This window comes from Paraburkholderia azotifigens (assembly GCF_007995085.1).
Classification (GTDB): Bacteria; Pseudomonadota; Gammaproteobacteria; order Burkholderiales; family Burkholderiaceae; genus Paraburkholderia; species Paraburkholderia azotifigens.
In genome coordinates, this window is record NZ_VOQS01000005.1 from 2,058,294 (window position 1) to 2,082,662 (window position 24,369).

At 61.5% G+C, this 24,369-nt stretch carries 24 protein-coding genes and 1 pseudogene; 14 read left to right on the top strand and 11 right to left on the bottom strand.

Annotated features, from left to right (window positions below):
• Window positions 1-46 precede the first annotated feature (46 nt).
• Both FRZ40_RS41210 and FRZ40_RS41215 read left to right on the top strand, forming a co-directional pair.
• Complete coding sequence (locus tag FRZ40_RS41210) at window positions 47-631, top strand: cytochrome b (RefSeq protein ID WP_420873947.1); 585 nt, start codon at window positions 47-49, stop codon at window positions 629-631.
• A gap of 3 nt (window positions 632-634) precedes the next feature.
• Window positions 635-1,627, top strand: coding sequence for an NAD(P)H-dependent flavin oxidoreductase (locus tag FRZ40_RS41215; protein WP_147238124.1), 993 nt, complete (start codon window positions 635-637; stop codon window positions 1,625-1,627).
• Between the two features lie 84 nt (window positions 1,628-1,711).
• On the opposite strand, the gene FRZ40_RS41220 is transcribed toward FRZ40_RS41215, so the two are convergent.
• Window positions 1,712-2,659: a LysR family transcriptional regulator gene (locus FRZ40_RS41220; protein WP_240057490.1), complete on the bottom strand. Its 948-nt coding sequence runs from the start codon at window positions 2,657-2,659 to the stop codon at window positions 1,712-1,714.
• A 196-nt stretch (window positions 2,660-2,855) separates the two neighbouring features.
• Between FRZ40_RS41220 and FRZ40_RS41225 the strand changes: the two genes are divergently transcribed.
• Together FRZ40_RS41225 and FRZ40_RS41230 are read left to right on the top strand one after the other, a co-directional pair.
• Window positions 2,856-3,665: a hypothetical protein gene (locus FRZ40_RS41225; protein ID WP_147238125.1), complete on the top strand. Its 810-nt coding sequence runs from the start codon at window positions 2,856-2,858 to the stop codon at window positions 3,663-3,665.
• Between the two features lie 52 nt (window positions 3,666-3,717).
• A pseudogene (locus tag FRZ40_RS41230) lies at window positions 3,718-4,085 on the top strand (DUF2784 domain-containing protein).
• A gap of 21 nt (window positions 4,086-4,106) precedes the next feature.
• On the opposite strand, the gene FRZ40_RS41235 reads toward FRZ40_RS41230, so the two are convergent.
• On the bottom strand, window positions 4,107-5,273 hold the full coding sequence (locus tag FRZ40_RS41235; protein WP_147238127.1) for an MFS transporter: 1,167 nt from the start codon (window positions 5,271-5,273) through the stop codon (window positions 4,107-4,109).
• Between the two features lie 114 nt (window positions 5,274-5,387).
• Between FRZ40_RS41235 and FRZ40_RS41240 the strand changes: the two genes are divergently transcribed.
• Complete coding sequence (locus tag FRZ40_RS41240) at window positions 5,388-6,275, top strand: LysR family transcriptional regulator (RefSeq protein WP_147238128.1); 888 nt, start codon at window positions 5,388-5,390, stop codon at window positions 6,273-6,275.
• A 24-nt stretch (window positions 6,276-6,299) separates the two neighbouring features.
• Here FRZ40_RS41240 and dapA read toward each other — a convergent pair whose 3' ends face one another.
• Together dapA and FRZ40_RS41250 are read right to left on the bottom strand one after the other, a co-directional pair.
• Complete coding sequence (gene dapA, locus FRZ40_RS41245) at window positions 6,300-7,181, bottom strand: 4-hydroxy-tetrahydrodipicolinate synthase (RefSeq protein ID WP_147238129.1); 882 nt, start codon at window positions 7,179-7,181, stop codon at window positions 6,300-6,302.
• A gap of 13 nt (window positions 7,182-7,194) precedes the next feature.
• Window positions 7,195-7,617: a hypothetical protein gene (locus FRZ40_RS41250; RefSeq protein ID WP_240057491.1), complete on the bottom strand. Its 423-nt coding sequence runs from the start codon at window positions 7,615-7,617 to the stop codon at window positions 7,195-7,197.
• A gap of 249 nt (window positions 7,618-7,866) precedes the next feature.
• On the opposite strand from FRZ40_RS41250, the gene flhD reads away from it, so the two are divergent.
• Together flhD and flhC are read left to right on the top strand one after the other, a co-directional pair.
• Window positions 7,867-8,187, top strand: coding sequence for a flagellar transcriptional regulator FlhD (flhD, locus tag FRZ40_RS41255; RefSeq protein WP_028367484.1), 321 nt, complete (start codon window positions 7,867-7,869; stop codon window positions 8,185-8,187).
• Between the two features lie 14 nt (window positions 8,188-8,201).
• Window positions 8,202-8,864, top strand: coding sequence for a flagellar transcriptional regulator FlhC (flhC, locus tag FRZ40_RS41260; RefSeq protein ID WP_147238130.1), 663 nt, complete (start codon window positions 8,202-8,204; stop codon window positions 8,862-8,864).
• Between the two features lie 20 nt (window positions 8,865-8,884).
• On the opposite strand, the gene FRZ40_RS41265 is transcribed toward flhC, so the two are convergent.
• Both FRZ40_RS41265 and FRZ40_RS41270 read right to left on the bottom strand, forming a co-directional pair.
• A complete protein-coding gene (locus FRZ40_RS41265) occupies window positions 8,885-9,190 on the bottom strand; it encodes an antibiotic biosynthesis monooxygenase family protein (RefSeq protein WP_147238131.1) in 306 nt (101 codons plus the stop codon).
• Window positions 9,191-9,194: 4 nt separating this feature from the next.
• Window positions 9,195-9,833, bottom strand: a complete 639-nt coding sequence (locus tag FRZ40_RS41270) for an FMN-binding negative transcriptional regulator (protein ID WP_147238132.1) — start codon at window positions 9,831-9,833, stop codon at window positions 9,195-9,197.
• Between the two features lie 116 nt (window positions 9,834-9,949).
• Between FRZ40_RS41270 and pdxR the strand changes: the two genes are divergently transcribed.
• Complete coding sequence (gene pdxR, locus FRZ40_RS41275; protein WP_147238133.1) at window positions 9,950-11,482, top strand: MocR-like pyridoxine biosynthesis transcription factor PdxR; 1,533 nt, start codon at window positions 9,950-9,952, stop codon at window positions 11,480-11,482.
• A 65-nt stretch (window positions 11,483-11,547) separates the two neighbouring features.
• Here pdxR and FRZ40_RS41280 read toward each other — a convergent pair whose 3' ends face one another.
• Window positions 11,548-12,507, bottom strand: a complete 960-nt coding sequence (locus FRZ40_RS41280) for a catalase family peroxidase (RefSeq protein WP_147238134.1) — start codon at window positions 12,505-12,507, stop codon at window positions 11,548-11,550.
• A 494-nt stretch (window positions 12,508-13,001) separates the two neighbouring features.
• On the opposite strand from FRZ40_RS41280, the gene FRZ40_RS41285 reads away from it, so the two are divergent.
• Entirely contained in the window at window positions 13,002-14,768 is a 1,767-nt protein-coding gene (locus FRZ40_RS41285) for an MOSC and FAD-binding oxidoreductase domain-containing protein (RefSeq protein ID WP_147238135.1), read from the top strand.
• Between the two features lie 261 nt (window positions 14,769-15,029).
• On the opposite strand, the gene FRZ40_RS41295 is transcribed toward FRZ40_RS41285, so the two are convergent.
• Window positions 15,030-15,887, bottom strand: a complete 858-nt coding sequence (locus tag FRZ40_RS41295; RefSeq protein ID WP_240057492.1) for an SDR family oxidoreductase — start codon at window positions 15,885-15,887, stop codon at window positions 15,030-15,032.
• On the opposite strand from FRZ40_RS41295, the gene FRZ40_RS41300 reads away from it, so the two are divergent.
• Entirely contained in the window at window positions 15,835-16,818 is a 984-nt protein-coding gene (locus FRZ40_RS41300; RefSeq protein ID WP_240057493.1) for a LysR family transcriptional regulator, read from the top strand. The two genes, FRZ40_RS41295 and FRZ40_RS41300, sit on opposite strands and share 53 nt — an antisense overlap.
• Before the next feature lie 67 nt (window positions 16,819-16,885).
• Here FRZ40_RS41300 and FRZ40_RS41305 read toward each other — a convergent pair whose 3' ends face one another.
• The 3 genes from FRZ40_RS41305 to FRZ40_RS41315 all read right to left on the bottom strand — a co-directional run bounded on the left by FRZ40_RS41305 (window position 16,886) and on the right by FRZ40_RS41315 (window position 20,706).
• Window positions 16,886-18,229, bottom strand: coding sequence for an acyl-CoA dehydrogenase family protein (locus FRZ40_RS41305; protein WP_028367475.1), 1,344 nt, complete (start codon window positions 18,227-18,229; stop codon window positions 16,886-16,888).
• Window positions 18,230-18,338: 109 nt separating this feature from the next.
• Window positions 18,339-19,634, bottom strand: coding sequence for an acyl-CoA dehydrogenase family protein (locus FRZ40_RS41310; RefSeq protein ID WP_147238137.1), 1,296 nt, complete (start codon window positions 19,632-19,634; stop codon window positions 18,339-18,341).
• 205 nt (window positions 19,635-19,839) lie between these two features.
• Window positions 19,840-20,706: a helix-turn-helix transcriptional regulator gene (locus FRZ40_RS41315; RefSeq protein WP_240057494.1), complete on the bottom strand. Its 867-nt coding sequence runs from the start codon at window positions 20,704-20,706 to the stop codon at window positions 19,840-19,842.
• On the opposite strand from FRZ40_RS41315, the gene FRZ40_RS41320 reads away from it, so the two are divergent.
• From FRZ40_RS41320 to glnQ, 4 genes are all read left to right on the top strand, one after another.
• On the top strand, window positions 20,699-21,940 hold the full coding sequence (locus FRZ40_RS41320) for a cystathionine gamma-synthase family protein (RefSeq protein WP_028367472.1): 1,242 nt from the start codon (window positions 20,699-20,701) through the stop codon (window positions 21,938-21,940). The genes FRZ40_RS41315 and FRZ40_RS41320 overlap by 8 nt on opposite strands.
• Window positions 21,941-22,198: 258 nt before the next feature.
• A complete protein-coding gene (gene glnH, locus FRZ40_RS41325; RefSeq protein ID WP_028367471.1) occupies window positions 22,199-22,945 on the top strand; it encodes a glutamine ABC transporter substrate-binding protein GlnH in 747 nt (248 codons plus the stop codon).
• A 26-nt stretch (window positions 22,946-22,971) separates the two neighbouring features.
• Window positions 22,972-23,628: a glutamine ABC transporter permease GlnP gene (gene glnP / locus FRZ40_RS41330; RefSeq protein ID WP_028367470.1), complete on the top strand. Its 657-nt coding sequence runs from the start codon at window positions 22,972-22,974 to the stop codon at window positions 23,626-23,628.
• The gene (gene glnQ, locus FRZ40_RS41335) at window positions 23,625-24,362 is read left to right on the top strand and encodes a glutamine ABC transporter ATP-binding protein GlnQ (protein ID WP_028367469.1); all 738 of its coding nucleotides are present in this window, start codon (window positions 23,625-23,627) and stop codon (window positions 24,360-24,362) included. Before glnP ends, glnQ begins: the two co-directional genes overlap by 4 nt.
• Window positions 24,363-24,369: the final 7 nt, after the last annotated feature.

Here is a 24,369-nt window from a genome sequence, read left to right on the forward strand (position 1 = left end):
CTGCTATCGAAAGGGAATGCAAATGTCGAACTCGCATATGTCCTCCATGAACGATGCTCAAACGCAAGGTCCGCGCGCACAGGGCCGGTTTCAGTGGCGTGACAACGGACTGGGTTTTTCGCCGATCACGATCGCGCTGCACTGGATCGTCGCGGCGCTGGTGCTCGCGATCATCGCGATCGAAATCGTGCAGTGGATCTCGCCTGGCGCAGAACTCGCGAAAGTGTTGAACCTGCTCGGCACGATCCTGTTCCCGATTTCGATCTATCGATTCTGGGCGCGCGTGACGTCCTGGCATCCGCTGCCCGTCGGCACGCCGAATCCCGTGGAGGTGATCGTGAGCCGCTCGGTCGCGACGGCGCTCGCGCTCGCGATGGTGCTGCTGCCCGTCGCCGCGTGGCTTGCGAAATCAGCCGCCGGTCAGCTCGTCGAGTTGCCCGGCGGCTGGTTCATCCCATCACCGATGCAACCCGATGCGCAGGCCGCACAGGTCTTCGACGTTCTCTTCAGGATCGGCGCGACGCCGTTCGTGCTTGGCCTGGCGCTGCATATCTTCGGTGCCTGCAAGAACCATTTCGTGTTGAAGAACGATGCGTTGAAACGCATGCTTGGCAAACGCGTGGAGCTTTGAATCATGAACACAACAACAACGGTGAATGAGTTTGCTGGAAACGCCGTCACGAAGCTGTGCGGCGTCCGCTATCCGATCTTCCTCGCCGGCATGGCGGCGATATCCGGTCCGAAGCTGGTGGCCGCCGTCGCCAATGCTGGCGGCATGGGGACGATAGGCGGATTGCGGTTGCCGCCGCTCGCGTTGCGGCGCTGGTTACGTGAAACGAAAGAACTGACGGACAAGCCGTTCGGCGTCAATCTCGTGCCTTCGTTCGGCGGCCCGGATGTATTCGAAGCGCAGTTTCAGGTCGTGCTGCAGGAAAGGCCGCGCATGCTGTCGCTGTTCTATGCGGAGCACTATCCGCGGATGATCGCGCGCGCAAAGGATGCGGGGATGATCGTCATGGTTCAGGTCGGTTCTGTCGAGCTTGCGCGCCAGGCCATCGCTCACGGCGCCGACATCATCACCGCGCAGGGCAGCGAGAGCGGCGGGCACCTGAATCGCGGCACGATCGGACTGCTGTCGTTGCTGCCGGCGCTCATCGACGTGGCCGATGGACGCCCCGTGCTCGCGGCTGGCGGCATCACGAATCGCGATGACGTACGCACGGTGATGCGGATGGGCGCAGGCGGCGTATTGGCGGGCACGGCGTTCGTCGCGTGCGAAGAATCGAATGCGCATCCGCTGTACAAGCAAAAGATCGTCGACGCCACCGTCGACGATACCGAATACCGCACCGGCTATTCGTTCGGCTGGAAGTACGGCACGCCGCATCGCGTGATTCCGAACCGTGACAAGTGGAACCTGTTGCGCTTCATGGGCGGCGGCGCGCGTGCAATCGACAAGCCGAAGATGGCGCAAAAGCTGTCGTTGTATGCGGGGCAGGGTGTCGGCAAGATCGACCGCGTGATGTCGGCGGCCGAACGTGTCGAAGAACTGGCGAAAGGACTTGCCGACGAGCGTGAGCGGGACGCAGATGGAGGCTTTGAAGGACTGCAACTGCGCTACGCGTAGCGTGTTCCGGGGCAGAAGCTAAAAAGGCGGCGCATGACCTGCGCCGCCTTGTTGCATTGATCGCCGCGACCGATCACGTCAACGTTATGCAGCGTCGAAGCAAGCCAGCGCAGAAGCCAGCATGTTGTCAGCGCGTGACGGCCCAATGTCGGCATCGACCGCAAACTGCGCATGCGCGAGATCGGTCAGCGCAGTCAACGCGGGCGTGACGATCGCGTCCTTGTTGCGGATGAACACCGTCTTCACGTGCGAGAACTCGGGCGGCAGCGTATGGCAGTGCACGGATTGCCGCGTGCCGTGACCTTCCACCACCGATCGCGGCAACAGCGTCACGCCCATCCCCGCTGCGACGCACGACATGATGCCGTCCAGCGTGCCCAACTCCATCACCTGGCCGGGAATGATCCCCGCCTGATAGAACCAGTGTTCGAGCGTCGATCGATAAAAGCAGCCGGTCCTGAACGCGAGCACGGTTTGCCCGGACATCTGGCTGGCAAGCGCGGCCAGCGATTCGAATCCGATTCCGCTGACGAGCACCAACTCCTCATGAAAAACTTCTTCCTGATGAAGCGACGCGCTCTGATGAAAGCCGCCGACGAACGCGCCATCCAGCCGATGACATTCGACGGCCTTGATCAATTCGGCCGTGGTGCCCGTCATCAGCGATAGCTGAACCTGCGGATAGCGCTCGTGATACTTCGCGAGGACTTTCGGCAGGCGTATGGCCGCTGTCGTTTCCATCGATCCGAGCCGCAGCAGTCCGCGCGGCGACGCGTTGTCGAGCATCGCGTTGCGGCTCTCGTCCGTCAACTGGAGGATACGTTGCGCGTAGCCGAGAAAGATCTGCCCGGCCGACGTGAGCATCACGCCGTTCTTCTGGCGGATGAAGAGCTGCTGATTCAGCTCTCCTTCAAGCTCCTTGATGCGCATCGTGACGTTCGACTGAACGTTGTGGATTTTTTCAGCCGCTGCCGTGAAGCTGCCGGACTCGGCCACCGCACAAAACATTTTCAGATGCCGCAGTTCCATCATGCGCCTCGCCGGATCACTTCGGATGATGAACTTTCAGGCTAGCACATCGGATCTGGTGATTGACCTGCGTACGGCGACACAAACGCGCGCATCGTTGACGCCGTGGAAAAGCAGCGAGTTCGCATCACCGTGAGCGCGATTCAAGCTTCATGTGATTTTTGCCGTAAACCGTTTCGTGTGCTGTCAGAGCAAAAACATGAAACGTCCCGCTATCGTCCTTATTACCGCCTACACGCTGCTGTTCCAGAGCATGAGCGTGTTCATGGTGGTCTATCCCGCGTTGCAAGGCGGCTACTTCGGCAGTGCGCCCGTCATCGCCAATTCGCACATGCCGCTTTCCGTGCAGTGGCTGGTGTTGTGCTGGAGCACGTTGCCGAATCTCGTCATTGCAGCCGGTTTGCTGAAAGGAAACGGGCGCGCACGAACCGGCTGGATCGCGTTCATGGCGGTGGCTACCGTGTTCCATCTGTTCGACAGTGGCTTTGTCGTCATGCGATTCGGGGTTTACGTGACCCTGCTGAATCTGGGCTTGTTCGTTCTGCTGTACGCCGGCAGAGCCGATCAGTTTTTCAGGGCCCCGGCCGACGAGAAGCCACGCATCGACAAAGCGCAGTTCCAGGCCATCGCGCTGCATGCGCTGGCCGCATTCGGCATGTACGCGACGCTGTCGCTGCTCTTTTCGCGCATGCTTCCGGGCGATCCGTCCGACGTGCAATCGCACGCGGCGTATCTGATGACGATGCTCGGTGCGTTGATCGCGATTGCTTATGCGATTCAACCGCAGCGCGCGCCGATGCTGCGGGAAACCGCGCTGTTGCTGCTGACGTTGGCGGGCTTCCTTGTGATCCTGTGCGCCTGCAGTCAGATGACGGTGGATGAGTTGTATCCTGCAGGAAAGTTTCAGGCCTTCGACTGGAAGGACACGCTGGTCTGGCTGAAAATCATCGCGGCAACGGGCGCCGGTTTGCTGCTGTTGAGCCAACGTCAATCGGCCGAGGTTCAGTAAGACCGGCTTGCCCGATATCGCGTGAAGGCTGTCGAAGCACGCAAGGGGCGTCATGATCGGGCTGGCGGACGCAGTCTCGTGTTGCATGCGCTGATCGTGCTGTTCATCGTCGGCGGATTGCTGGCGGTCTGGGCGGGCGCAGCGCTGCATCGCACGTGGGTGCGCAACCGTGCGTTTCGCATCGTGCATCTGGCGGCTATCGGCGTCGTCGCGCTGCTGGCGGTCCTCGACGTGCCCTGTCCGCTCACCGTCCTGGAAGACGAACTGCGCACGGGCAAAACGAGCGGACAAGGTTTCATCCAGCGCTGGGTGAGCGTCTGGATGTACTACGATTTGCCGCCCTGGGTGTTCGCGGTTGCCTATGTCGCGTTTCTGCTGATCGTCGCGCTCACGTGGTGCCGGATCCCGCCTCGCCGGTAGCAGCGGGCGCATCGTATCGACTCATTCCCGCAGCGGTTCACGCGTGACGCGCGGCCTCGCCTGCATCAACAGCGACATGCAGCCGAGCGCGAGACCGACCGCGCATACGCCCGGCCATTGCCAGATGCTCCACGCCCAGATGCCCAGCGACGAACCGAGCGCGCCGCCCGCGAAACGGATCGTCATGTAGAGCGTGTTGATGCGGCTCATCGCATCGCTCTTGATGCTCATATTGCGCGCCATGTTCGCGACGTGTCCGCTCTGCAATCCCAGATCGAGCACGATCACGCCCGCGACCAGTCCGGCGACGGTATGGCCCGTGGCCGCGAGGATCGCGAAGGCGATGACGAAGATGACGCCGCTTGCCAGCACGACGAGGCGCGGATTGCGCTGGTCGATCAGCTTGCCCGCTTTCGTCGACGCGAGCGCGCCGACTACGCCGACCAGCCCGAACAGTCCCGCGACTTCGCTTCCAAAGTGCGTATCCATCGCGCGCAGATGAAAGGCGAGCGTCGCCCAGAACGCGCTGAAGGCGGCGAATTGCAGCGCGGCAATCGCCGAGGTCTGCCGGATCAGCGGCTCTTCGCGGAACAATGTCCATAGCGAGCCCATCAGCCGCCCGTATGTGCCCTTGTACGTCGGCTGCGCGCGCGGCAGCGTCCGCGACAGCACGGCGGCCAGCACGAGCATCGCCGCAGCCGCGAGCCAATAGACGCTGCGCCAGCCAAAGTGCTGCGCGATCGAGCCGGAGATCGAGCGCGATACGAGGATGCCGCACAGCAAGCCGAACATCACGATGCCGACGGCTTCGCCGCGTTGCTGCCGTCCCGCGAGCTGCGCCGCGAACGGCGTCAGCAACTGCGGCGCGACGCTTGCGAGACCCGTCAGAAAGCTGGCGGCCACCAGCCAGTTCAGCGTCGGCGACAGCGCAATCGCGGCGAGCGCCACGCTCGCGCCGCATAACAGCGTGCGCAGCATCGAACGGCGTTCGAGCTTGTCGCCAAGCGGCACGAAGAGCAGCAGGCCGAGCGCATAACCCGTTTGCGCGGCAACCGACACCGTGCCCGCCTGCCGCTCGCTGGTGTGAAACGCCAGCGCGAACTCGGCGAGCAAGGGCTGGTTGTAGTAGTTGTTCGCGACCACGATGCCCGCCGCGCCCGCCATGAGCCAGTAGATCGAACGTTTCATCTGGATAGGGTTCCGTGATTTCGTCTCCGCTTCGACGAATGTAGACTATTCCGAAAATCGCCGGTATCTCTGTGTATCGGCAAGCACCCTTGCCAGATCCGGAAGAGTCGAATCATGGACCGCTTTGAAGCGATGAGTGTCTACGTGCGCGTCGTGGAGACGGGAAGCCTGTCCGCGGCGGCGCGCGCCATTCCGATGTCGTTGACGTCGGTCAGCCGGCATATCGCGGCGCTCGAAGAGCAGTTCGGCGCGCAACTGCTCCGTCGCACCACGCGCAACCTCGCGATGACGGACGAAGGGCGCATTCTCTACGACCGCGCGAAGTCGATACTCGGCGAAGTGGACGAGCTGGGCAGCGCGCTGTCGGCGGGGCGGGGGAAACTGTCGGGGCGGCTGCGGATTGCCGCGCCGAACCTGCTTGGCAGGCTTCTGATCGCGCCGTTGTTGCCGCGTTTTCTTGCTCAACATCCGGACGTGGCTGTCGATCTCATGCTCGTCGATCGCGTCGTCAATCTCGTCGAGGAAGGCTTGCATCTCGCCGTGCGCGTGGGACGTCTGCCGGATTCGAGCCTCGTTGCGCGCAAGCTCGATGACATCGAAATGGTCGTGTGCGCGGCGCCGTCGTATCTGGCGCAGCGCGGCACGCCTCGCAAGCCAGACGATCTGCGCCAGCACGATTGCCTGGTTTTCTCCGACGCGTCCGGGCCCGTGGACTGGCGCTTTCAGTCGGGTGCGACGCGCACGCGCGTCAGCGTGACGGGGCGTTTGTGGATGAATAGCCTCGACGCGCTGGTGTCGGCAGCGCTCGAAGGCGCGGGCATCGTGCGCGCGCCTGCGTGGCAGGTCGCCGCGCATATCGAAGCGGGGCGGCTGCAACCCGTGCTCGACCGGTTTGCGCCGCCCGCGACGCCCGTACACGTGCTGTTCGAACAGACGAAGCTGGCGTCGCCGAAGATCAGGACGTTCGTCGAATATCTCGTCGATCAATGGCGCCGCGTGTGATGCGAGTTCGCGCGACGGCAGCGTTCAGACGTTGGCCGCGAGTTCCGCACGCAACGTGCGCAGCGTCTCGTGTGCGTGCTCGAGCTGTTCGACGAGCGCGCTCGAGGCCGGCGTAATGGGCATGCGCACTTCATTGGCGATGCGGCCTTCGATCGACAGCATTGCCTTGATCGCCGACGGATTGGGCGCCGCGAACAATAGCCTGAGAACCGGCTTCAGCTGCCCGAAAACCCGGCGCGCCGTCTGCTCTTCTTGCGCCTGCATCAGCGACTGAATCTCGACGAGCAGATCCGCGCAGACATGCGCGCTCGCGAGAATGCCGCCGTGGCCGCCCGTCGCGAGGCAATCGAGGAAAGCCTCGTCCGTGCCGCACAGCACGTTGATGGGCAGTTTGCAGAGCGCGTCGAAGTGGCGGCTCGCACATGCCTTGATGGCCACGATGTTGTCGCGTTCGGCGAGCCGCCCGACCGTCTCCGGATCGATCAATACGCCTGTTCGGTGCGGTACGTCGTAGAGCACGATGGGCCGTTCGGTTTCGCGCGCGATCTGTTCGAAATGCCATGCGATACCTGCCTGGTCGGGGCAGACGTACGCGGGCGCCGAGACGAGGAAGCCTGCCACGTCCCATCGTTCGAAGCGCCGGATCTCGTGCACGAATTCGCGCGTATCCATCCCGCCGACACCGACCAGCACGGGCAAGCGACCATCGACGACGTCGCTGATGGCCTGCAGAACCGTCACGCGCTCGATGTCGGAGAGCAGCGCAGCTTCGCCCGTCGTGCCTAGCGCGACGATGCCGGCAATGCCCGTGCGTGCGTAATGATCGGTCAGCGCCTGCAGCGCTTCGATATCGACTTCACCTGAACGGAACGGTGTGACGAGTGGAAGCCAGATTCCCGAGTACATGTCTTCGCTCCTCCTAGCTGCCGATTCGTGAGATCTTGCCGATCGTCGCTTCGGTCATCGTGGCAATCAGCATGTGAAGCGTGAAATCCAGGTCTTCAGGTGCGATGTTGAAATACACGCAACCCTTGTCGCGCAACATCTGCGTGTGCGAAATGTAGACGCCGAGCGGGGAATGGAAGAGCGTCGCGAGATGGGTGCGAAGCGTGTCGGGCGAGGTGCCCGCGAGAAAAACTTCGAGTTGAACGCGGCGTGCGCGCAGCGGAATGACGTTGGACGGGACTTGCGCTGCCGGGATGTCGGGGACGAAGTCCCGAAACGCGAGAGATTGTGCGGAGCCCATTGCTTTGATTGCCTTGTGAGGCGGTTGTCGAGATGGAGCTAGCGTAGTGCGATTCGCATAAAGGTAGTGTAAAAAACGCGCGATCTCGTCGGACATGCGGTAGTTCATTCGCAATTGCTTACCAGGTTTGAGCCGTAACATTCAAACCGGAATAAGGCCAATTTATTTCGCATTGAACGCGCTGAAAATCGGAAATGATTTCTTATTTAAAATTAATTCCGTTCCATTGAAGTCTTCGTTAAAAACAAATGGCTGCTCTGGAAGTCTGTTCATACAATTCGCTCAATAGCCGCTCACGCAGTTCGAGCGATAAGCCGGAATGCATCAGGTACTTCGGAGCTAAACATGGACCGTAGCAGCGAAGTGATCGAACAAATCCGCGAAATCAATCTGTCGTACATCATGCTTGCGCAACGGATGCTCCGCGAAGACAAAGCGGTCGGCATGTTCCGGTTGGGTCTCTCGTCGCAAGTGGCCGAAATTCTCGCCGGGCTGTCGCTCGCGCAGATCGTCAAGCTGGCAGGTTCCGAGCAGCTTCTTTGTTCTTTCCGCTTCAACGACCAGGCAATCCTGTCGGCCCTGACGCATACCTCGAAGCATGCAGAAGTGGCCGCCACGCACGCCGCCCTCCTGCTGGCCGGCCAGCCCGCAACGCAATTCGGTTGAACGAGAGGCCTCACATGTCGAAGAAAAGCCTCAGCGAAGATGCACAGGAAGTGTTCCGCGCGATCGCGCTAATTGAACTGGGCGCGCGCATGCAGGTACTGGAGAGCGAACTGACGCTCTCGCGCGATCGCATGATCCGTCTGTATCGCGAAGTGAAGGGTGTCTCTCCGCCCAAGGGCATGCTGCCGTTCTCGGCGGACTGGTACACGACGTGGCTCGCGAACATTCACGCTTCGCTGTTCTACAACACGTACCGTTTTCTGCGGGACGAAGCGCATTGCTCACATCTGGACGCGCTGACCAAGGGCTACCGCCTGTATCTCGAACATTGCCACCACAACCAGACGGAACCTGTGCTCGACCTGACGCGCGCGTGGACGCTGGTGCGTTTCTTCGATGCCGACATCCTGCAACTGACGCCTTGCTGCCGTTGCAGCGGCAAGTTCATCGCCCACAAGCACGACTTGCAGCACAACGTCGTGTGCGATGCGTGCCAGCCGCCGTCGCGCGCCGGCAAGACGAAGAAGGCCGCTGCCGCGAAACGCGACGCGCAACCGCAGATCGTCGAAGTGAGTCCCGCCGCCAACGACGTCGAAACCGTTGAGACGGTCGCACTTGTCGAGACTATGGCTGCCGTTGCACCTGGCGTCTTCGAGGAAGCCGTATTGGCAGCGTGACGCCCGTCGTGTCCGTTCTTTCAGGCCACAAGCCTGTCGTCGCCATATTGGCGGACGACTTTCGCGATAACCACCCGGTAGCCGTCCAGCCAGCGCGTCTGCTTCGACTTCGCTTCGAGGTGTGCCGGATGGCTTATCAACTGCAGCAGCGCTTCTTCGGATTCCCAGTAGTAGATGTTCTGGATCAAACCCGAGTCGGCATTTTCCCAGCTCTCCTTGCGCAGATAGCCGGGAATCGCGCGCGCGATATCGGCGATCGACTGGTCGAGCCGATGGAATTCCTCGTCGTACAGACCGGCTTTGAAAATGAAGGCGGAAGAGTACATGGCGCTATTGCGCCTCGTCCATCAGCCGGGCAAGCATCGCATCGCCGATATGCGCGTTCTCACGTGCCTTCAGCGCTTCGCCGGCGCCTCGAATATCGCGCGCTTCCTTGTTCTGGCTCAGCTTGCTTTTGCCGACCAGCCGCGTGATCTCGATCTCCAGGCCGACGATCGATTTGAGCAGCGTGTCGATATAGTCCTTCGGCGCGTCGGCCATCTTCCACGGTTGCGGTTGTGACGCTTCGTGCGTGCGAGTCAGCCGGCCGACCACACCGCGCACGAACCGCTCGTCATCGCGAACCGTCACGCGCCCATAAGCGTGGACGACGATGTAATTCCAGGTCGGCACCTGCTTGTGCGCTTCGTGCTTGCTCGGATACCAGGTCGGGGAAATATAGGCGTCTCCCGCGCGAAAGACAGCCAGCACCTCGTCGCCGTTTGCGACATCCTGCCAGACGGGATTGGCCCGCGCGACATGCGCGTGCAGCACGCCCAGTTCGCCTTCACCCGCTGCCAGTTCGAACGGCAGGTGATTGGCATCCAGACCGCTTCTGCCATGTGTTATCAGCATGCCGAACGGATGTTGCGCAATGCTTGCGTGCAGGACTTCGATATCGGATTCGTTGAAATGGTCGGGTACGTACATGGCGATTCCACTTGCGTGCGGAGGTGCGGGAGGGTCAGCGATTCGAGGTGCCATTGTGGGCGGAAACTGGTTTATGCTACAGATCCAGTTTGAACAATTTTTGGTGAACCGGAATCATGGCGAGAACGGCCGGAATCGCGGAAATTCCGTCGATTGGCACCCTGGATCGCGCGGCGGGCAATCTGAGCCGTCAGGTCGCGCAGGCTTTGCGGGAAGCAGTGCGCAATGGCGATGTCCTGCCCGGCGATGCGTTGCCGTCCACACGCTTGCTGGCGGAATCGCTGCAGATCGCGCGCGGGACGGTCATCGAGGCCTATGAGCAGCTGATCGCCGAAGGTTTCCTGGAGTCGAAAGGGGGCGCCGGAACACGCGTTGCGCAGGCGCTCGCCGAGCCGCAACACACACGCGGACCACGCGTGCCGCCTGCGCCCCGCCGCCGGAACATCGTCCGGCCTGGTCTGCCTGAGCCGGCGGCGGCATTTGCGCAGATCGCGCGGGAGTTCAGACCGCTTCCGCCCGTGCCCTTTGCCATTTCCGTCCCTGTCGGCCTGACGGCGCCTGCCGACATCTGGCGCCGGCTCGGCAACCGGCTGCGTGCAAAAGGGCCCGGCGCGCCGGCCGGTTATACCGACCCGCTCGGCGCGTTACCGCTTCGCGAGGCGATTGCCGGCTACGTCCGGAAGTCGCGCTCCGTGCGTTGCGAACCGGGTCAGGTCATCGTGACGAGCGGCACGCAGCAGGGTCTCTTTCTGGCGTGTCAGGTGTTGCTCGGTTCGCATGACCAGGCATGGGTGGAAAACCCCGCCTATCGCGGCGTGACAGCAATCCTGGAGAGTACGGGTCATCGCGATACGATGATTCGCGTACCCGTCGACGCAGACGGCCTCGACGTCGAAGCCGGCATCCGGATGGCGCCTCGCGCGCGGGCCGCGTTCGTCACGCCGTCGCATCAGTATCCGTTGGGGATGCCGATGAGCATGGCCCGGAGAAGCGCTCTGCTCGCGTGGGCGCGGGCCAGCCACGCATGGGTGGTCGAGGACGACTACGACAGCGAATTGCGATACCAGGGCTATCCGTTTCCGTCGCTTCAGGGCCTGGATCCCGATCGGGTGATCTATCTCGGCACGTTCAGCAAGATTCTGTTTCCGTCGCTGCGGCTGGGTTATGTGATCGTGCCGGATGATCTCGTCGATGCATTCTGCGGTGCGCGCGTACTGATGGACCGCCATCCGCCCAACGCCGATCAGCACGTGCTGGCCGCTTTCATGGCCGAGGGTCATCTGGAACGGCACATTCGCAAGGTTCGCAATGTGTACTTCGATCATCGCGAGCAGTTGATCGAGAAGCTCGCTACGCTGCTTCCCGGCAAAGTGGCGTGGGTGGAGCCGGGCGATCAGGGCATGCATCTCGTCCTATGGCTCGCGAAAGGCATCGACGACCGGAAAGTCGTCGAGTTGGCGGCGCAAGCGGGAGTCGCGGTGCGTGCGGTGTCGCCGATGTTTGCGCCGGGAACCGCGCGTCCCGGTCTGATTCTGGGATTCGGAGGATTCAGCAGCGCGCAGATGAACGCGGCGTTGCAACGCCTTGCGGCGGTTATCGTCGAAGCGTCGGCTTCGGTGCGTCGAAGCTTGCGGCGACGTGCGCCGTGAATCAATGCGCGCGACTCAAAAAGCCCTGAATCTGCGAGCGCCGCTTTCTGACGCCCCCGACACGATCACCGCGCGCGCCGCGCGAACGCGACGCCGTACACCGCGGTCCTGATGAGCGGCATCCTGTCGTCCGAAAGCTCGATTCCATCGACGAGGCTGGTCGGGAGGAACAGCAAATCTTTCTGCACCTCCCGGCTGTCGGCAAGAACCTTGTGCAGCGTCAGTACGCCGAGATTCACGACTTGACGATGAGCGGGCCACGGCTGGCTTGGATCGTTGGTCTGGTCGCCGGGTTCGGCAAGCTGAGCCGTGAGATGGAATACGACCGGCTGCTTTGCGATGCGCCACGGCAGGTCGTCGACAAGAAAATCGAGCGGTTGTCCGGCGGCCTCGTCGGCAGTCAGATAGGCGATTTCTTCCGGGGACATGATGTACCGCACCGGCTGCCTGCGTCCGGCCTTGTCGACGAAGATAAAGGCGTTGAGGCCGTAGTACTGCTCGCTGGCAAAGCTCTTCGGCGTGCCTGCGGAATCGAACGACGCGGCCACGGTAGGATGGCTCGCGGCGAATACGTCCAGGCTGGTCGGCCTGGGTGCACCTTCGGGACTCTCGCTGATCGCCATTAGCAGATCGCGGAACCCTTCTCCCGTCGCCATCGGGAAGGTCTTTACCGCCAGCATCACGATGTCGACGTTGGCCCCGCCGGGTAGATGAAACTTGACGGCCATGCCCTTGATGTTGCCCGGGGCCGCGTCCGGGATGGCGGGAAAGCCGCCGTCGTTCGAAAAGCGCACGGTGAAGGGAATGCGCGTGCCATCGAATAGCGCGGCGCGGCTCCATGCCGCCGCCGCCGGCGTGGCCACGAAGCTGCCTTCGGCGACGATGCCTTTCGCGTGATTGACGCGGAAGCCCGGATGATTTCCGTAGATCTTATAGAAGATGTCGACGATCTGGTTTGCAAGCGGGCCATAGTCGTCGCCGGCTGCTGCCGTGGTTGACGGGCTTTGGGCCGGTGCATCGCTCATCGAAACCTCCGGATCAAATGAATGGGGTTTGCCGGAAATCGAACGCACCCTGAACTCTAGGCGCTCCCGCGACGAATTCGAATTTCCGGTACGGATAAACAGTTATGAACCACAGGAAAAGATCAATGTGCGAAAAGGCTGGTGGTCCCTCGAACGCGGGAGGATGCGGGGCACTATTTTTGACACTCCAGGACAACCGATGACTTCGGCTTCGAATAATGGAGCCCCCTTCGTTGCAATCGAGAGATATTTCGACGCAAACTCGGTGACGGATCCTGGGACTAACGGCCGGCTCGCGGAAAGAGCGCCCCGCGTTTCATGGGGTCGGTAATCATGCGGTAGCCGGAGCGGGTAACCATGAGAACGATCGTTCTAAGGTTGATCGTCGCTATCGCATGTGCAGGTCCGGCGCGGATGTTGGCTCGCAGCGCTCAATAGAGACGTCCAGCGTTCCTGGCAACGCGACAAGGTGGTCCTCAAGAACGGAGCAAGACATGGCTCGGCTACTGTCAGTGAATGTTGGACTTCCACGCGATGTCGAATGGAAAGGCCGCACGGTTCATACCGGCATCTGGAAGGAGCCGCTCAACAGGCGTTGCTGGGCGGCGCGGCTGAATCTGGACGGAGACGGGCAGGGCGATCTCGCTGGCCACGGGGGCGAGCATCGTGCCGTATTCGTCTACCAGACGGAATCGGCACGTTTCTGGAAGGAGCAGTTGCAGTGGCCTGACGTTGTCTATGGCCAATTCGGCGAGAACTTCACGGTTGAAGGCATGGCCGATAGCGACGTATGCATTGGCGACCGGTATCGAATCGGCGATGCGCTGTTTGAGGTGACGCAACCTCGGGTGACCTGCTACCGCGTGGGTATTCGCGTCAATGAGCCGCGTATGGCGGCTTTGCTGACATCGAGCGGGCGGCCGGGATTTTACTTTCGCGTGTTGAAGGAAGGTGAGGTCGGGGCAGGCGATGAAATCGTGAAGGTGGACGAAGCCGGCGAGCGTATGACGGTCACGGAGATCAATGCGCTACTGTATTCGCCGCATCATCCTCGCGACCGCCTCGAGCGGGCGCTCCGTATCGACGCGCTCTCGTCAGGGTGGAAGCGGTCGTTCGAGGCATTGTTGCGCGACTCCGTTACGGGCATGACGGGTGGCAACGCCGGACTCGCGCCCGCCTCCGCTAGCTATCCCGCCGCGCCCGGATTCCATCCACTCAAGGTCGTGTCGATTGTCGACGAGTCGGCGGACGTCGTCTCGTTCACGCTTCAGCGAGCGGACGGCCTGCCATTGCCGCTGGCGAAAGCCGGCCAGTATGTCGTGTTGCGTCTTTCGCAAGGCAGCGGAGAACGGCCGCTCTATCGCAGCTACTCGCTCTCCAATGGTCCGTCGGCGCTGGAATACAGGATCAGTGTCAAGTTCGAAGAGGGTGGAGCAGCCGCCGCTTATCTGCGCGATCGCGTGCGTGCCGGTGATGTAATCGACGTCAGCACGCCCCGTGGAAGTTTCGTGCTATTGCAGGGCACGAGCCCCGTCGTCCTGCTCAGCGCGGGTATCGGCGCGACGCCCGTTCTCGCGATGCTGAATGCGCTGTCGTCGCAACGCTCGACGCGGCAGATCTGGTGGCTGCACGCGGCTCGCGATGGGCAGCATCATCCCTTCGATGCCGAAGCGCGGCAGCTTGCGGATGCGCTTGCGCATTGCCGTCGCTATGTCTGCTTCAGCAAGCCCGACGCCACGCGTGACAGGAAAGGTGAACAATACACAGAGACGGGGCATATTTCACAAGCGACGTTGGCGGGCGCCGGTATTCCGGCGGAAGCAGATGTATATCTTTGCGGACCGTCCCGCTTCATGGCCGATATGCAGACTGCACTGACGAATCTCGGATTTGCAAAAAGGCAAGTACACAGCGAAATATTCAGCGGCCTGGAGTCGATGAATCCGGGGATCGTCGGCAATACTATTCGTGCGCCGCATCTGCCGGAAAAGCACGGCGCTTCGGGTGCAGTCGTGTCTTTTGCGCGCAGCGGGATCAATGTGCACTGGGACGGTTCGGCTTATCAAAGCATCCTCGAACTGGCGGAAGCATGCGACGTCCCCGTGCGTTGGGCATGCCGCACGGGCGTGTGTCACAACTGCGAAAGCGGCTTGATCTCGGGGTCGGTAGCGTACGGTCCGGAGCCGCTCGACAAGCCCGCTAATGGCAACCTGCTCATCTGCTGCTCGCAACCTGTTGGTGACACGGTGATCGATCTTTGAGCGCGCGGTTGCAAGCCCGTTCGCTCAACCTTGGGCGACGTCCATCCGTGAAGGCGCGCAAAGCTGATCAGAATCTCGCGCGTATTCCTGTTGCTCCGACAACCAGGTTGGCGGTCGTCGATGCAACACCCGAGTTGTTGATGAGCGGCTGCCGTTTATCTGACCGCTAGTGGTCTGGAACAACGAACCATGCGAAGTACCCTTGTTGACGTTATTCGTGTATGAGAGAACTGCGCCGATCAGTCGATGGTGCTTGCTCAATCAAAGCAGCCGCAAACCTCCGTCACATTCGATGACGGCTCCCGTCATGAAGGTGTTTTCCATCAGAAACCGGAGCGCGTGCGCGACGTCTTCCGCCTTGCCGACACGTCTGACCGGAAGCGTTTCAGCTTGCTGCATGAACAGCGCTGTCTTGACGCTAACGGGTACTTTGTCCCACCACTCGGTATCGATCACACCCGGCGAAACGGCGTTGACGCGCAGCGGCGCAAGTTCACGTGCGAGCGTGCCGATCATGCTTTCGAGCGCACCGTTGATGGCGCCGAGGCCGGCCGTGCCAGGATTGGCAATGCGAGCGGAGATGGCCGTCACGAACGTCAGGCTGCCGCCGCGGTGAAGGACCGGGAGGCCGGCCTGCGCCGCTTCGAGTTGCGGCCAGAACTTGGCCTCGAAGCCGCGACGCAGGGCCGTCAGATCCAGTTCGCTGAACTGGCCGGCGCCTTCGCCGCCGGAGAGCGTCAGCACCAGGTGATCGATCGAGCCCACGCGAGCGAAGAAACGATCGAGCGCGGCGCGGTCGCTGCAGTCGAGTGCTTCGCCGACGACATCCCCGCGTCCGCCGAGGCCGTCGAGCGCCTTGTTGAGTTTTTCCTGACTGCGGCCGACCGCGACAACGCTCGCGCCGGCAGCGGCCAGCCACGACACCGTTGCTAATCCAATGCCCGAAGAACCGCCCAGCACGACGGCTTTTTGATCTTGCCAGTTCATATCGCTGCTCCTGTCGATGAATGGGACGCAGGCCGGTTCGCCATCGCATCGCGTGTCGCCGCGCTCCCGTAGAGATAGAATGCGTGACACGCCTTTATCATTCAAATCGTTCATTACGATGACTGTCATCATTGAAAATGATTTCAGGCATTTCGACCTGAACCTGCTTCTGACCTTCCGCGCACTGTTCGAAGAGCGCAGCGTCACGCGCGCGGCGCAGCGGCTCTTTCTCGGCCAGCCTGCCGTGAGCGGCGCGCTCAAACGCTTGCGCGAGGCGTTCGGCGATGAACTGTTCGTGCGCACGTCGCGCGGCATCGCGCCTACCCCGCGCGCACTTGAACTGGCCCGGCAGATCGAGCCGTTTCTTCAGTCGCTGCACCAGGTGCTGACCCAGCCGCCCGTGTTCGAGCCGGCAATCGCGCGACGCGTGTTCCGCATCGGCTTGAGCGATTCGCTGGAGGTGTTGACCACGCCGGAAATCATGGATCGCCTGAGCACCACGGCGCCCAATGTGAAGCTGATCGCGCGCCCCACTGATTCGACGCGCGCGGCCGCCATGCTCGACGAGGGCGAGATAGAACTCGCGGTCGGCGTATTTCCGGAATGTGTGCAGTGGCAGCGCCGCAGGCCGCTATTTCAGTGGAGCTTCGTGAGCGTCTTTAACCCGCGCCTCGTCAAAACACGCCGAAAGCGTCTGTCGATGGAGGAATTCCTGCGCTATCGACACGTGCTGACGTCGTTCAGTGCCGGCCTGAATGGATTCGTCGACGAGCGGCTGGAGCTGGAAGGACTGAAGCGCAATGTGGTGTTCTCCAGCGCGAGCTTCGCCACGAGTCCGTTCATCGTGCGGCGCACGCCTGCGATTGCGACGGTGCCTGATTTTATCGGCCGCGTCTGGTGCGACGCCCTGGATTTGGCGATGAGTCCGCTGCCATTCGATGTACCGGCCTACGAGGTCTCGCTGATGTGGTCCGCGGCGCGGGATCAGGATCCGGGGCTCGCATGGCTGGCCCAGTTGTTCACTGAAACGTTTCAGCGGAGTGTGGCCGCACGCGCCTCCTGATAAGCGGCGCTTATCAGGCCATCCGTCCAAACGATTGGACGCGCACTTGCACGCCATCGACACTGCTTCACATCGCATGGGGTGGTTCACGTCGATATGTCGCCAGGGCGCCCGCGCTTTCCATCGATTTGTGAAAGTCCATCCGACGCGAATCGGCGATTGCCCGTGGATCGAACTTCTCATCGAGCATGACACCCCAGATCTTGCGCATCTGCATGCCGATGTTGCCTGCGTCATACAGGGGAAAGACCGCGGCTTCACGCAGGAATTTTTCCATCGGGTGCTGCTTGTCGAGCGCGTTGACACCCATCACCTGAAGGGCGCGAAACACCGCGGTGAAGAGCGTCTCTCCGCAAAAGACCTTTGCCATCGCGCCGACGGCATGCCCTTCCGAATCGAACAGATCCAGATAGTGCGCGGCCTTCCACGAGAACGCGCGGCATGCTTCGATCTTCATCGCGATGTCCGCGAGCATGTAGCCAACCGCCTGCTGGTGGATCATCGGCATGCCGCCTCCCGCCCTGCGCGTCTTCGACCATTGAAGAACGAACTCGTAAGCGGATCGCGCGACTCCGACGGCCGCAATGGCCGCAACCGGCCCCGACCACGTAAATGCCTTGCTGATGACGAGATCGCCATCGCCGATCGCAAAGAGGTTTTCCTCGGGAACGCGGCAGTCCTTGAAGGTGATGGCGTTGTTCTGGCACAGGCGATGTCCCAGCTTGGAGATCGGTTCGCCATAACTGACACCCGCCGTGCCTCTCGGAACGACGATCGCGCTGAGTCCTTCGCGACCGCCTTTCGCAGGGTCGGTGCGCACAATGCAGACGTTCACATCCGCGCCACGCAGATCCCATCCGCCAGCGTTGCACGGCCAGTACTTCAGGCCGTTCAGAACATATTCGCCGCGTGCCTTATCGTGCTTCGCGATGAGTCCGATGCCCGCCGGACGCGCGCCCGGATGATCGAAATTCGCCGTTCCCCCGATGTCGTCGACGGGCTCGCTCACCGTCCATCCTGCGATGTATTCGCCGCGCGGATCGCTCGTCGCCTGCACCAGCCATTTTTTCTTCTGCTCGTCCGAGCCGAACCACACGAGCGGCATGAGCGCGAGTCCGTTCACCAGCAGCACGGTCGCGAAGCCGGGATCGACGGCGGTGATCTCTTCCGCGACGATCTGCAGATCCAGATTGCTGATGCCGCCGCCTCCATATTCGCGCGGCAGGAAACCGGTCGCGAAGCCCAGCTTGTAGCACTCGAGGTAAGCACCTTTCATCAACACAAAGGCTTTTTGAGTGTCGCGCTCCTCGTCGGCTTTCTTGACCAGAGGCTGGAGAATTTCCACCGAGAACTCGCGAGCGTTACGTTGCAACTTTTGTTGCGCGGCAGTCAGAGTGAAATCGATCGACATTGCGGAAGCCCGAAGTTGTGAGGTTGCCAACGGACGCGTCGAGTTTTGCAGCCCTGCAGACGATCTCGCGCGCGCCACCGCATTTCACCGAAGCATCGAAATAGACGACCTAGCCCGTTGCCGCGACGGGCGCATGAAAATAGATGGATTCGTCGTCCATGGCCGCGCGGGGATTGAAATGTTCATGCGCCATGATCCCTTTCACGCGGCGTCGCTGGATGGCCATGTTGCCGCCATCGAAGATCGGCAACAACGCGGCGTCATGGAGGTTCCGGTTGAGGCTGTATCGGTTGTCCGGGTTATGCAGGCGGACAATCTGCATACACTTGAACACGCAGTCGAACATCGTTTCCGTGACATTGATCTTGCACATTGCACCGAAGATGTCCGCGTCGTGATCGTGCTTGTCCAGGTAATCGGCGGCGCGCCACGCAAAATAGCGAGCCGATTCGATCTTCCCTGCGACTTCGCACAGCAAGTAGCCCACGTTCTCGAATTGACTGATGGGCGGAAGCGAACGGCCGAAGTGTCGCTTCGACGATCGCAGCGCGACTTCATAGGCAGCGCGCGCAACGCCCGCTGCCGCGATCGCCGCCACGGGTCCGAACCAAGCGAAATTCCGGTTAATGACCAGATCGCCCCGACTTTCCGTGTCGGGAAGCAGGTTTTCGGCGGGCACGATCGCATTGTCGAATTCGATGAGCGCATCCGTTGTCGTGCGGCAAGCCCTGTTCGGCGGGAAACCGTAGCTCACGCCAGCCGTGCCGCGCTCGACGACGATTGCCGAAAGGCCCCTCATGAATCCGATCTCGCGGCCCGTGCGGACGATCACGATCTGCGAGTTCGATCCCTGACCATCCCACCCTGCGGCCGACGACCACATTTTTCGACCATTCAGCACGTAGTGATCGCCGCGCCGCGCCGCGGTCAGTCCGATTCCGGCGGAGCACAGCGGATTGTCGAGGCTTGTTGCCGGCCGCGTCGCGCCAGGCGGTTCGGCCGCCGTCCACGCCCCGAGATACTGTTCGTCGGGGTCCGAGGTGGCGGCGCGGAGAAACCGGCGCTTTTGCGCTTCGTCGCCGTACCAGATGATCGGCATCAGCCCAAGTCCGTTGCACAACAGCGTGCAGGCGAAGCCCGGGTCGATCGCCGAAATCTCTTCGGTGGCGATCGTGAAGTCGAGGCAGGACAATCCCCCGCCGCCATACTCCGAAGGCAGCATGGCCGTGGCAATGCCCTGACGATACGCTTCGATGTACGCGGGTTTGCGCCTGGCAAATGAACTGATCAGATCGAGATCCCGCCCGGTATCGGGAATCAATGGCTCGAGGACAGACTCAGAAAATTTGCGCGCCCTTTGCTGCACCGCTTTTTGAGCTGCCGACATCGTGAAATCGATTGTCATCTGAAGCCTCCGTGACAGACCGCAGGCAACGTTGCATTGCTGCGCGACTCGAAGTGGGTCGGTGTCATCAGCATAGGCAAGGCTTTTGACGTCAACAATTGTCAAAAGTGTCGAAAGTCCCGACTGTTACAACTTCGATGCCGAGCGCGGCGCGGCTTGTATTTCGGGGGTGAAGCGGACATCGAGGCAAGGTGACGCACAAGCATCAGGCAAACGGTTTGAAGCGAAAGCGACAGGTATCGCCGCCGCGTTGCATGCAGGTCTGATGTTCCACTTCGGTTCCCATCAGGCCCGACAGGAACCCGATATCGAAGCGGCAAACCTCAGGGTAATCTTTTGTAAGGTCGTGGTACACGCAGTTCGTGCATTCCACGCGAGCCAGCTTCGACGCGCCCTCCGGATCGATTTCCGACGCGCGAAAGCCCGCTTCGTTCATGATCTTGACTGTCTCGGTGATCCGCTCCGAGCGCGTCTTGCCCAGCAGGCGCGGAATCAGGCCGGCGGAGGTTTTCATGCCGAGGTCGAACATATAGCGATTGAGCCGCTCGGGACCGAGTTCGTCGCGCAGCGTGGACACCAGCAGCGCCGAAAACCACGAATACTGCTTGGGGAATTGATTCGTGCCCTCCTGAGTCAGCACGTAAGTTTGAACGGGGCGCCCGCCCGTTTTGCGCGGCGAACCCTTTTGAACGAAGTTCCGGCGTTCGAGGGCGATCAGATGCTGATTGACGGCAGTCCTGCTGATACCGACCGCCGCGATGATTTCATCGACGGTCATGCCGTTCTTGTGTTCGAGGAGCTGGTCCAGAATCCCTTGCCGGGTGCCGGATATCGGATCGGTAGCCATAACATTGGAGGTCGGGACGAAGGGCGTCCCAATGGCCTGAAACAAGAATACACCGCCGTTACCGCGATACCAATCGGGATTCGTGTCGAAAGGAAAGGGCGGGGATAGAGCGGGGATAGTGCGCCCGGTTTCAGCGGATCGTGGCGAAGATTTCGAAGACCAGCGGGTTCCCGGAGATAATGTGCAGGAACCAATCGACTTGAGAAGCGGAGAAGGGATGGACAAGCAAGGCTTCACCACAGGCATCGTTCACGGCGACCGGATCGCGGGCACTGAGCACGGCGGCGTGCGTCAGCCAATTCATACGTCCGTGCAGTATGGTTTCGAGCGCGTCGAGGATCTGATCGCCGTGTTTCAGGGCACGAAGAAGGGCGGCTTCAATTACGCGCGGCAGGGCACGCCGACGACGGCCGCGCTCGAGCGCAAGATCACGAGCCTGGAAGACGGCGTGGGCACGATCTGCTTCAGCACCGGCATGGCTGCGATCACGGCGACGTTCCTCACGCTTCTGCGCGCGGGCGATCACATCGTGTCGAGCCGTTATGTGTTCGGCAACACCAATAGCCTGTTCGGCACATTGCGGATGCTGGGCATTGAAGTCACGACCGTCGACGCGTGCGTCGCCGACAATGTGAAGAACGCGATCCAGCCGAACACGCGCATGGTATTCGTCGAAACCATCGCGAATCCGGGCACGCAGATTCCGGACCTGCAGGGCATCGGCGACGTGTGCCGCGAGCGCGGCATTGTGTATGTCGTCGACAACACGATTACCTCGCCTGCCTTGTTCAAACCAAAAGCGGTCGGCGCGAGTCTCGTGATCAATTCGCTGACCAAGACGATCGCGGGTCATGGCGCCGCGCTTGGCGGAGCCGTCACGGACACGGGTCTGTTCGACTGGGGCGCGTATCCGAACATCGCCGACGACTACCGGCGTTCGCCCGCCAAGGAGCAAGGCCTCCTGCAGATCCGCAAGAAGGGCTTGCGCGACATGGGCGCGTCGTTGTCGTCCGAGCAGGCGCATTCGATCGCGATGGGCGCGGAGACGCTCGCGTTGCGAGTGAAGCAAAGCAGCGACAACGCGCTTGCTCTCGCGCAGTTTCTGGAAGGGCACAAGGCCATCGGCAAGGTGTTCTATCCGGGGCTGAAGAGCCATCCGCAATACGACGTCGCGCGGGCGCTGTTCAAGGGCGCATCGTGGCTGTTGTCGTTCGAATTGCTCGACGCGCAGCGCATGATCGAAGTCGTCAATGCGCTCAAGCTGCCGATCAAGGCGACGGGGCTCGCCGACACGCGCACGCTGATCATTCCCGTCGCGCCGACCATCTTCTTCGAAGCCGGTGCGGAAGCGCGCAAGGCGATGGGTATTTCCGACGGCATGCTGCGCCTGTCGGCGGGCATCGAAGATATCGACGACCTGATCGCGGATTTCGAGCAAGCGCTGAAGCTTGCTGCGTGAATGTGAAGCGCCGGCGGCCGTCGTTGCCGCCGGTACTTTCCCCTCTGCGGCGATCGTCGCGGCCCTGCGCAAGTCCCGTCGCAGTCTGAAGCGATAGCCGGACCTCTGCTTCGAGTTCACCTTTTCTCCTTCCCCCAGGGTAAACCCAATTCGCAAGCCGAATTGCGCACATCCCTATTGCGCAAATTATTTTGCGCAAAGATACTTGGCGCAAATCGGCTTGCTGTTGTTCGTCAACCCTAGCCTGAAGAGGTCGTCATGAAACTCGTTGCAAAGTTCGCCGCGGCTGCACTCGTCGCCGTTTCCGTCCTCGGTCATGCAGCGCGCGCCGAGACCTTGCTGGTTGCCTGCGATACGGCGTTTGTGCCGTTCGAATTCAAGCAGGGCGACAAATACGTCGGCTTCGACATCGATCTGTGGGAGGCCGTCGCGAAGGATCTGAAGCTCGACTACAAGCTGCAGCCGATGGACTTCAGCGGCATCCTGCCGGCGCTCCAGACGCATAACGTCGACGTCGCGCTAGCGGGGATCACGATCAAGGACGAACGCAAGAAAGTGATCGATTTCTCCGACGGCTACTACGACAGCGGCTTTCTGCTGATGGTGCCGGCCACGAGCGCGATCAAGGGTCCGGACGACCTGAAAGGCAAGTCGCTCGCGATCAAGACGGGTACGTCCGCTGCGGACTACGCGAAGTCGCACTTCGCGGGCACGGAATTGCGCCAGTTTCCGAACATCGACAACGCCTATCTCGAACTGCAGACCGGTCGTGTCGATGCGGCGATGCACGACACACCGAACGTGCTCTACTACATCAACACGGCGGGCAAAGGACACGTGAAGGCGGTCGGTCCGCAAATGATGGCTCAGCAATACGGCATCGGGTTCCCGAAGGGAAGTGCGCTGGTGCCGAAGGTCAACGCGGCGCTCGCCAAGATCAAGGCTGACGGTCGCTATGCCGCGATCTACAAGAAGTGGTTCGGCGTCGAACCGGCGAAGTCCTGATACGCATCGGCAGCGGGAGACAAGTCATGCAGTTCGATATGTCCGTGATCGTCGATGCGTTGCCCGCGCTGTTGCAGGGCGCGAAGCTGACGGTGCTGATCACCATCGTGGGCCTTGCGGGTGGCCTGGCAGTGGGTTTTCTATTCGGCCTGATGCGCGCGTATGGCAACGCGTTTCTGCAACAGATCGCGTTCGCATACGTGGAGTTCGTGCGCGGCACGCCCATTGTCGTGCAGGTGATGTTCATCTATTTCGCGCTACCTGTACTGCTGAACGTGCGCGTCGACGCGTTGACGGCGGCCGTCGTGTCGATCGTCGTGAACTCGGGCGCCTATATTGCCGAGATCGTGCGCGGCTCGTTTCTGTCGGTGCCGCGCGGTCTGAAGGAAGCCGGGCTCGCGCTCGGCATGCCGATGTGGCGCGTCCTGGCATTCGTCATCGGACCGATCGCGATTCGCCGCATGACGCCGTCGCTGGGCAACCAGTTCATCGTGAGCCTGAAGGATACGTCGCTCTTCATCGTGATCGGCGTGGGCGAACTGACGCGCCAGGGCCAGGAAATCATGGCCGCGAACTTCAGGGCGGTCGAAATCTGGACGGCCGTGGCTGCGATTTATCTGTGCATGATCGGCATGCTGACGTTCTGTCTGCGCACGATGGAAAAGAGGATGCGGATACTATGAGCGCACTCGATATGGTGCAATTCAAGCGGGTCACGAAGCGCTTCGGCCAGACTACCGTTCTCGATGACGTCGATCTGAACATTCGCGCGGGCGAGGTCGTGGTGCTGATCGGGCCGTCGGGCTCCGGCAAGTCGACGCTGCTGCGGTGTATCAATGCGCTGGAGCATATCGACGGCGGCGATCTCGTCGTCGACGGCATCAGCGTGCTGGGCGGCGCGAAGAAGGTCCGCGAGATCCGCCGGGAAGCGGGCATGGTGTTCCAGCAGTTCAACCTGTTTCCTCAACTGACGGCGCTCGAAAACGTCGCGTTCGGTCCGCGTCAGGTGCGCGGCATGAGCAAGAGCGAAGCAGAAGTGCTTGCGCGTGAGCTGCTCGCGAAAGTCGGCCTCGCGGAGCGCGTCAATCACTATGCGGGCGAGTTGTCGGGTGGCCAGCAGCAACGCGTGGCGATCGCACGCGCGCTCGCCGTCAAGCCGAAGCTGATGCTGTTCGACGAGCCGACTTCCGCGCTCGATCCCGAGTTGCGTCAGGAAGTGCTGCGCGTGATGCAGTCGCTGGCGGAAGAGGGTATGACGATGGTCGTCGTGACACACGAGATGGCGTTCGCCCGCCGGGTCGGCACGCGGCTCATCTTTATGGAGCATGGCCATATCGCCGTCGACGGACCGCCCGCCGCGCTGCTCGACAATCCGCCGAATCAGCGTCTGCGCGATTTCCTTCAACACGTCGAGTGATACCGTT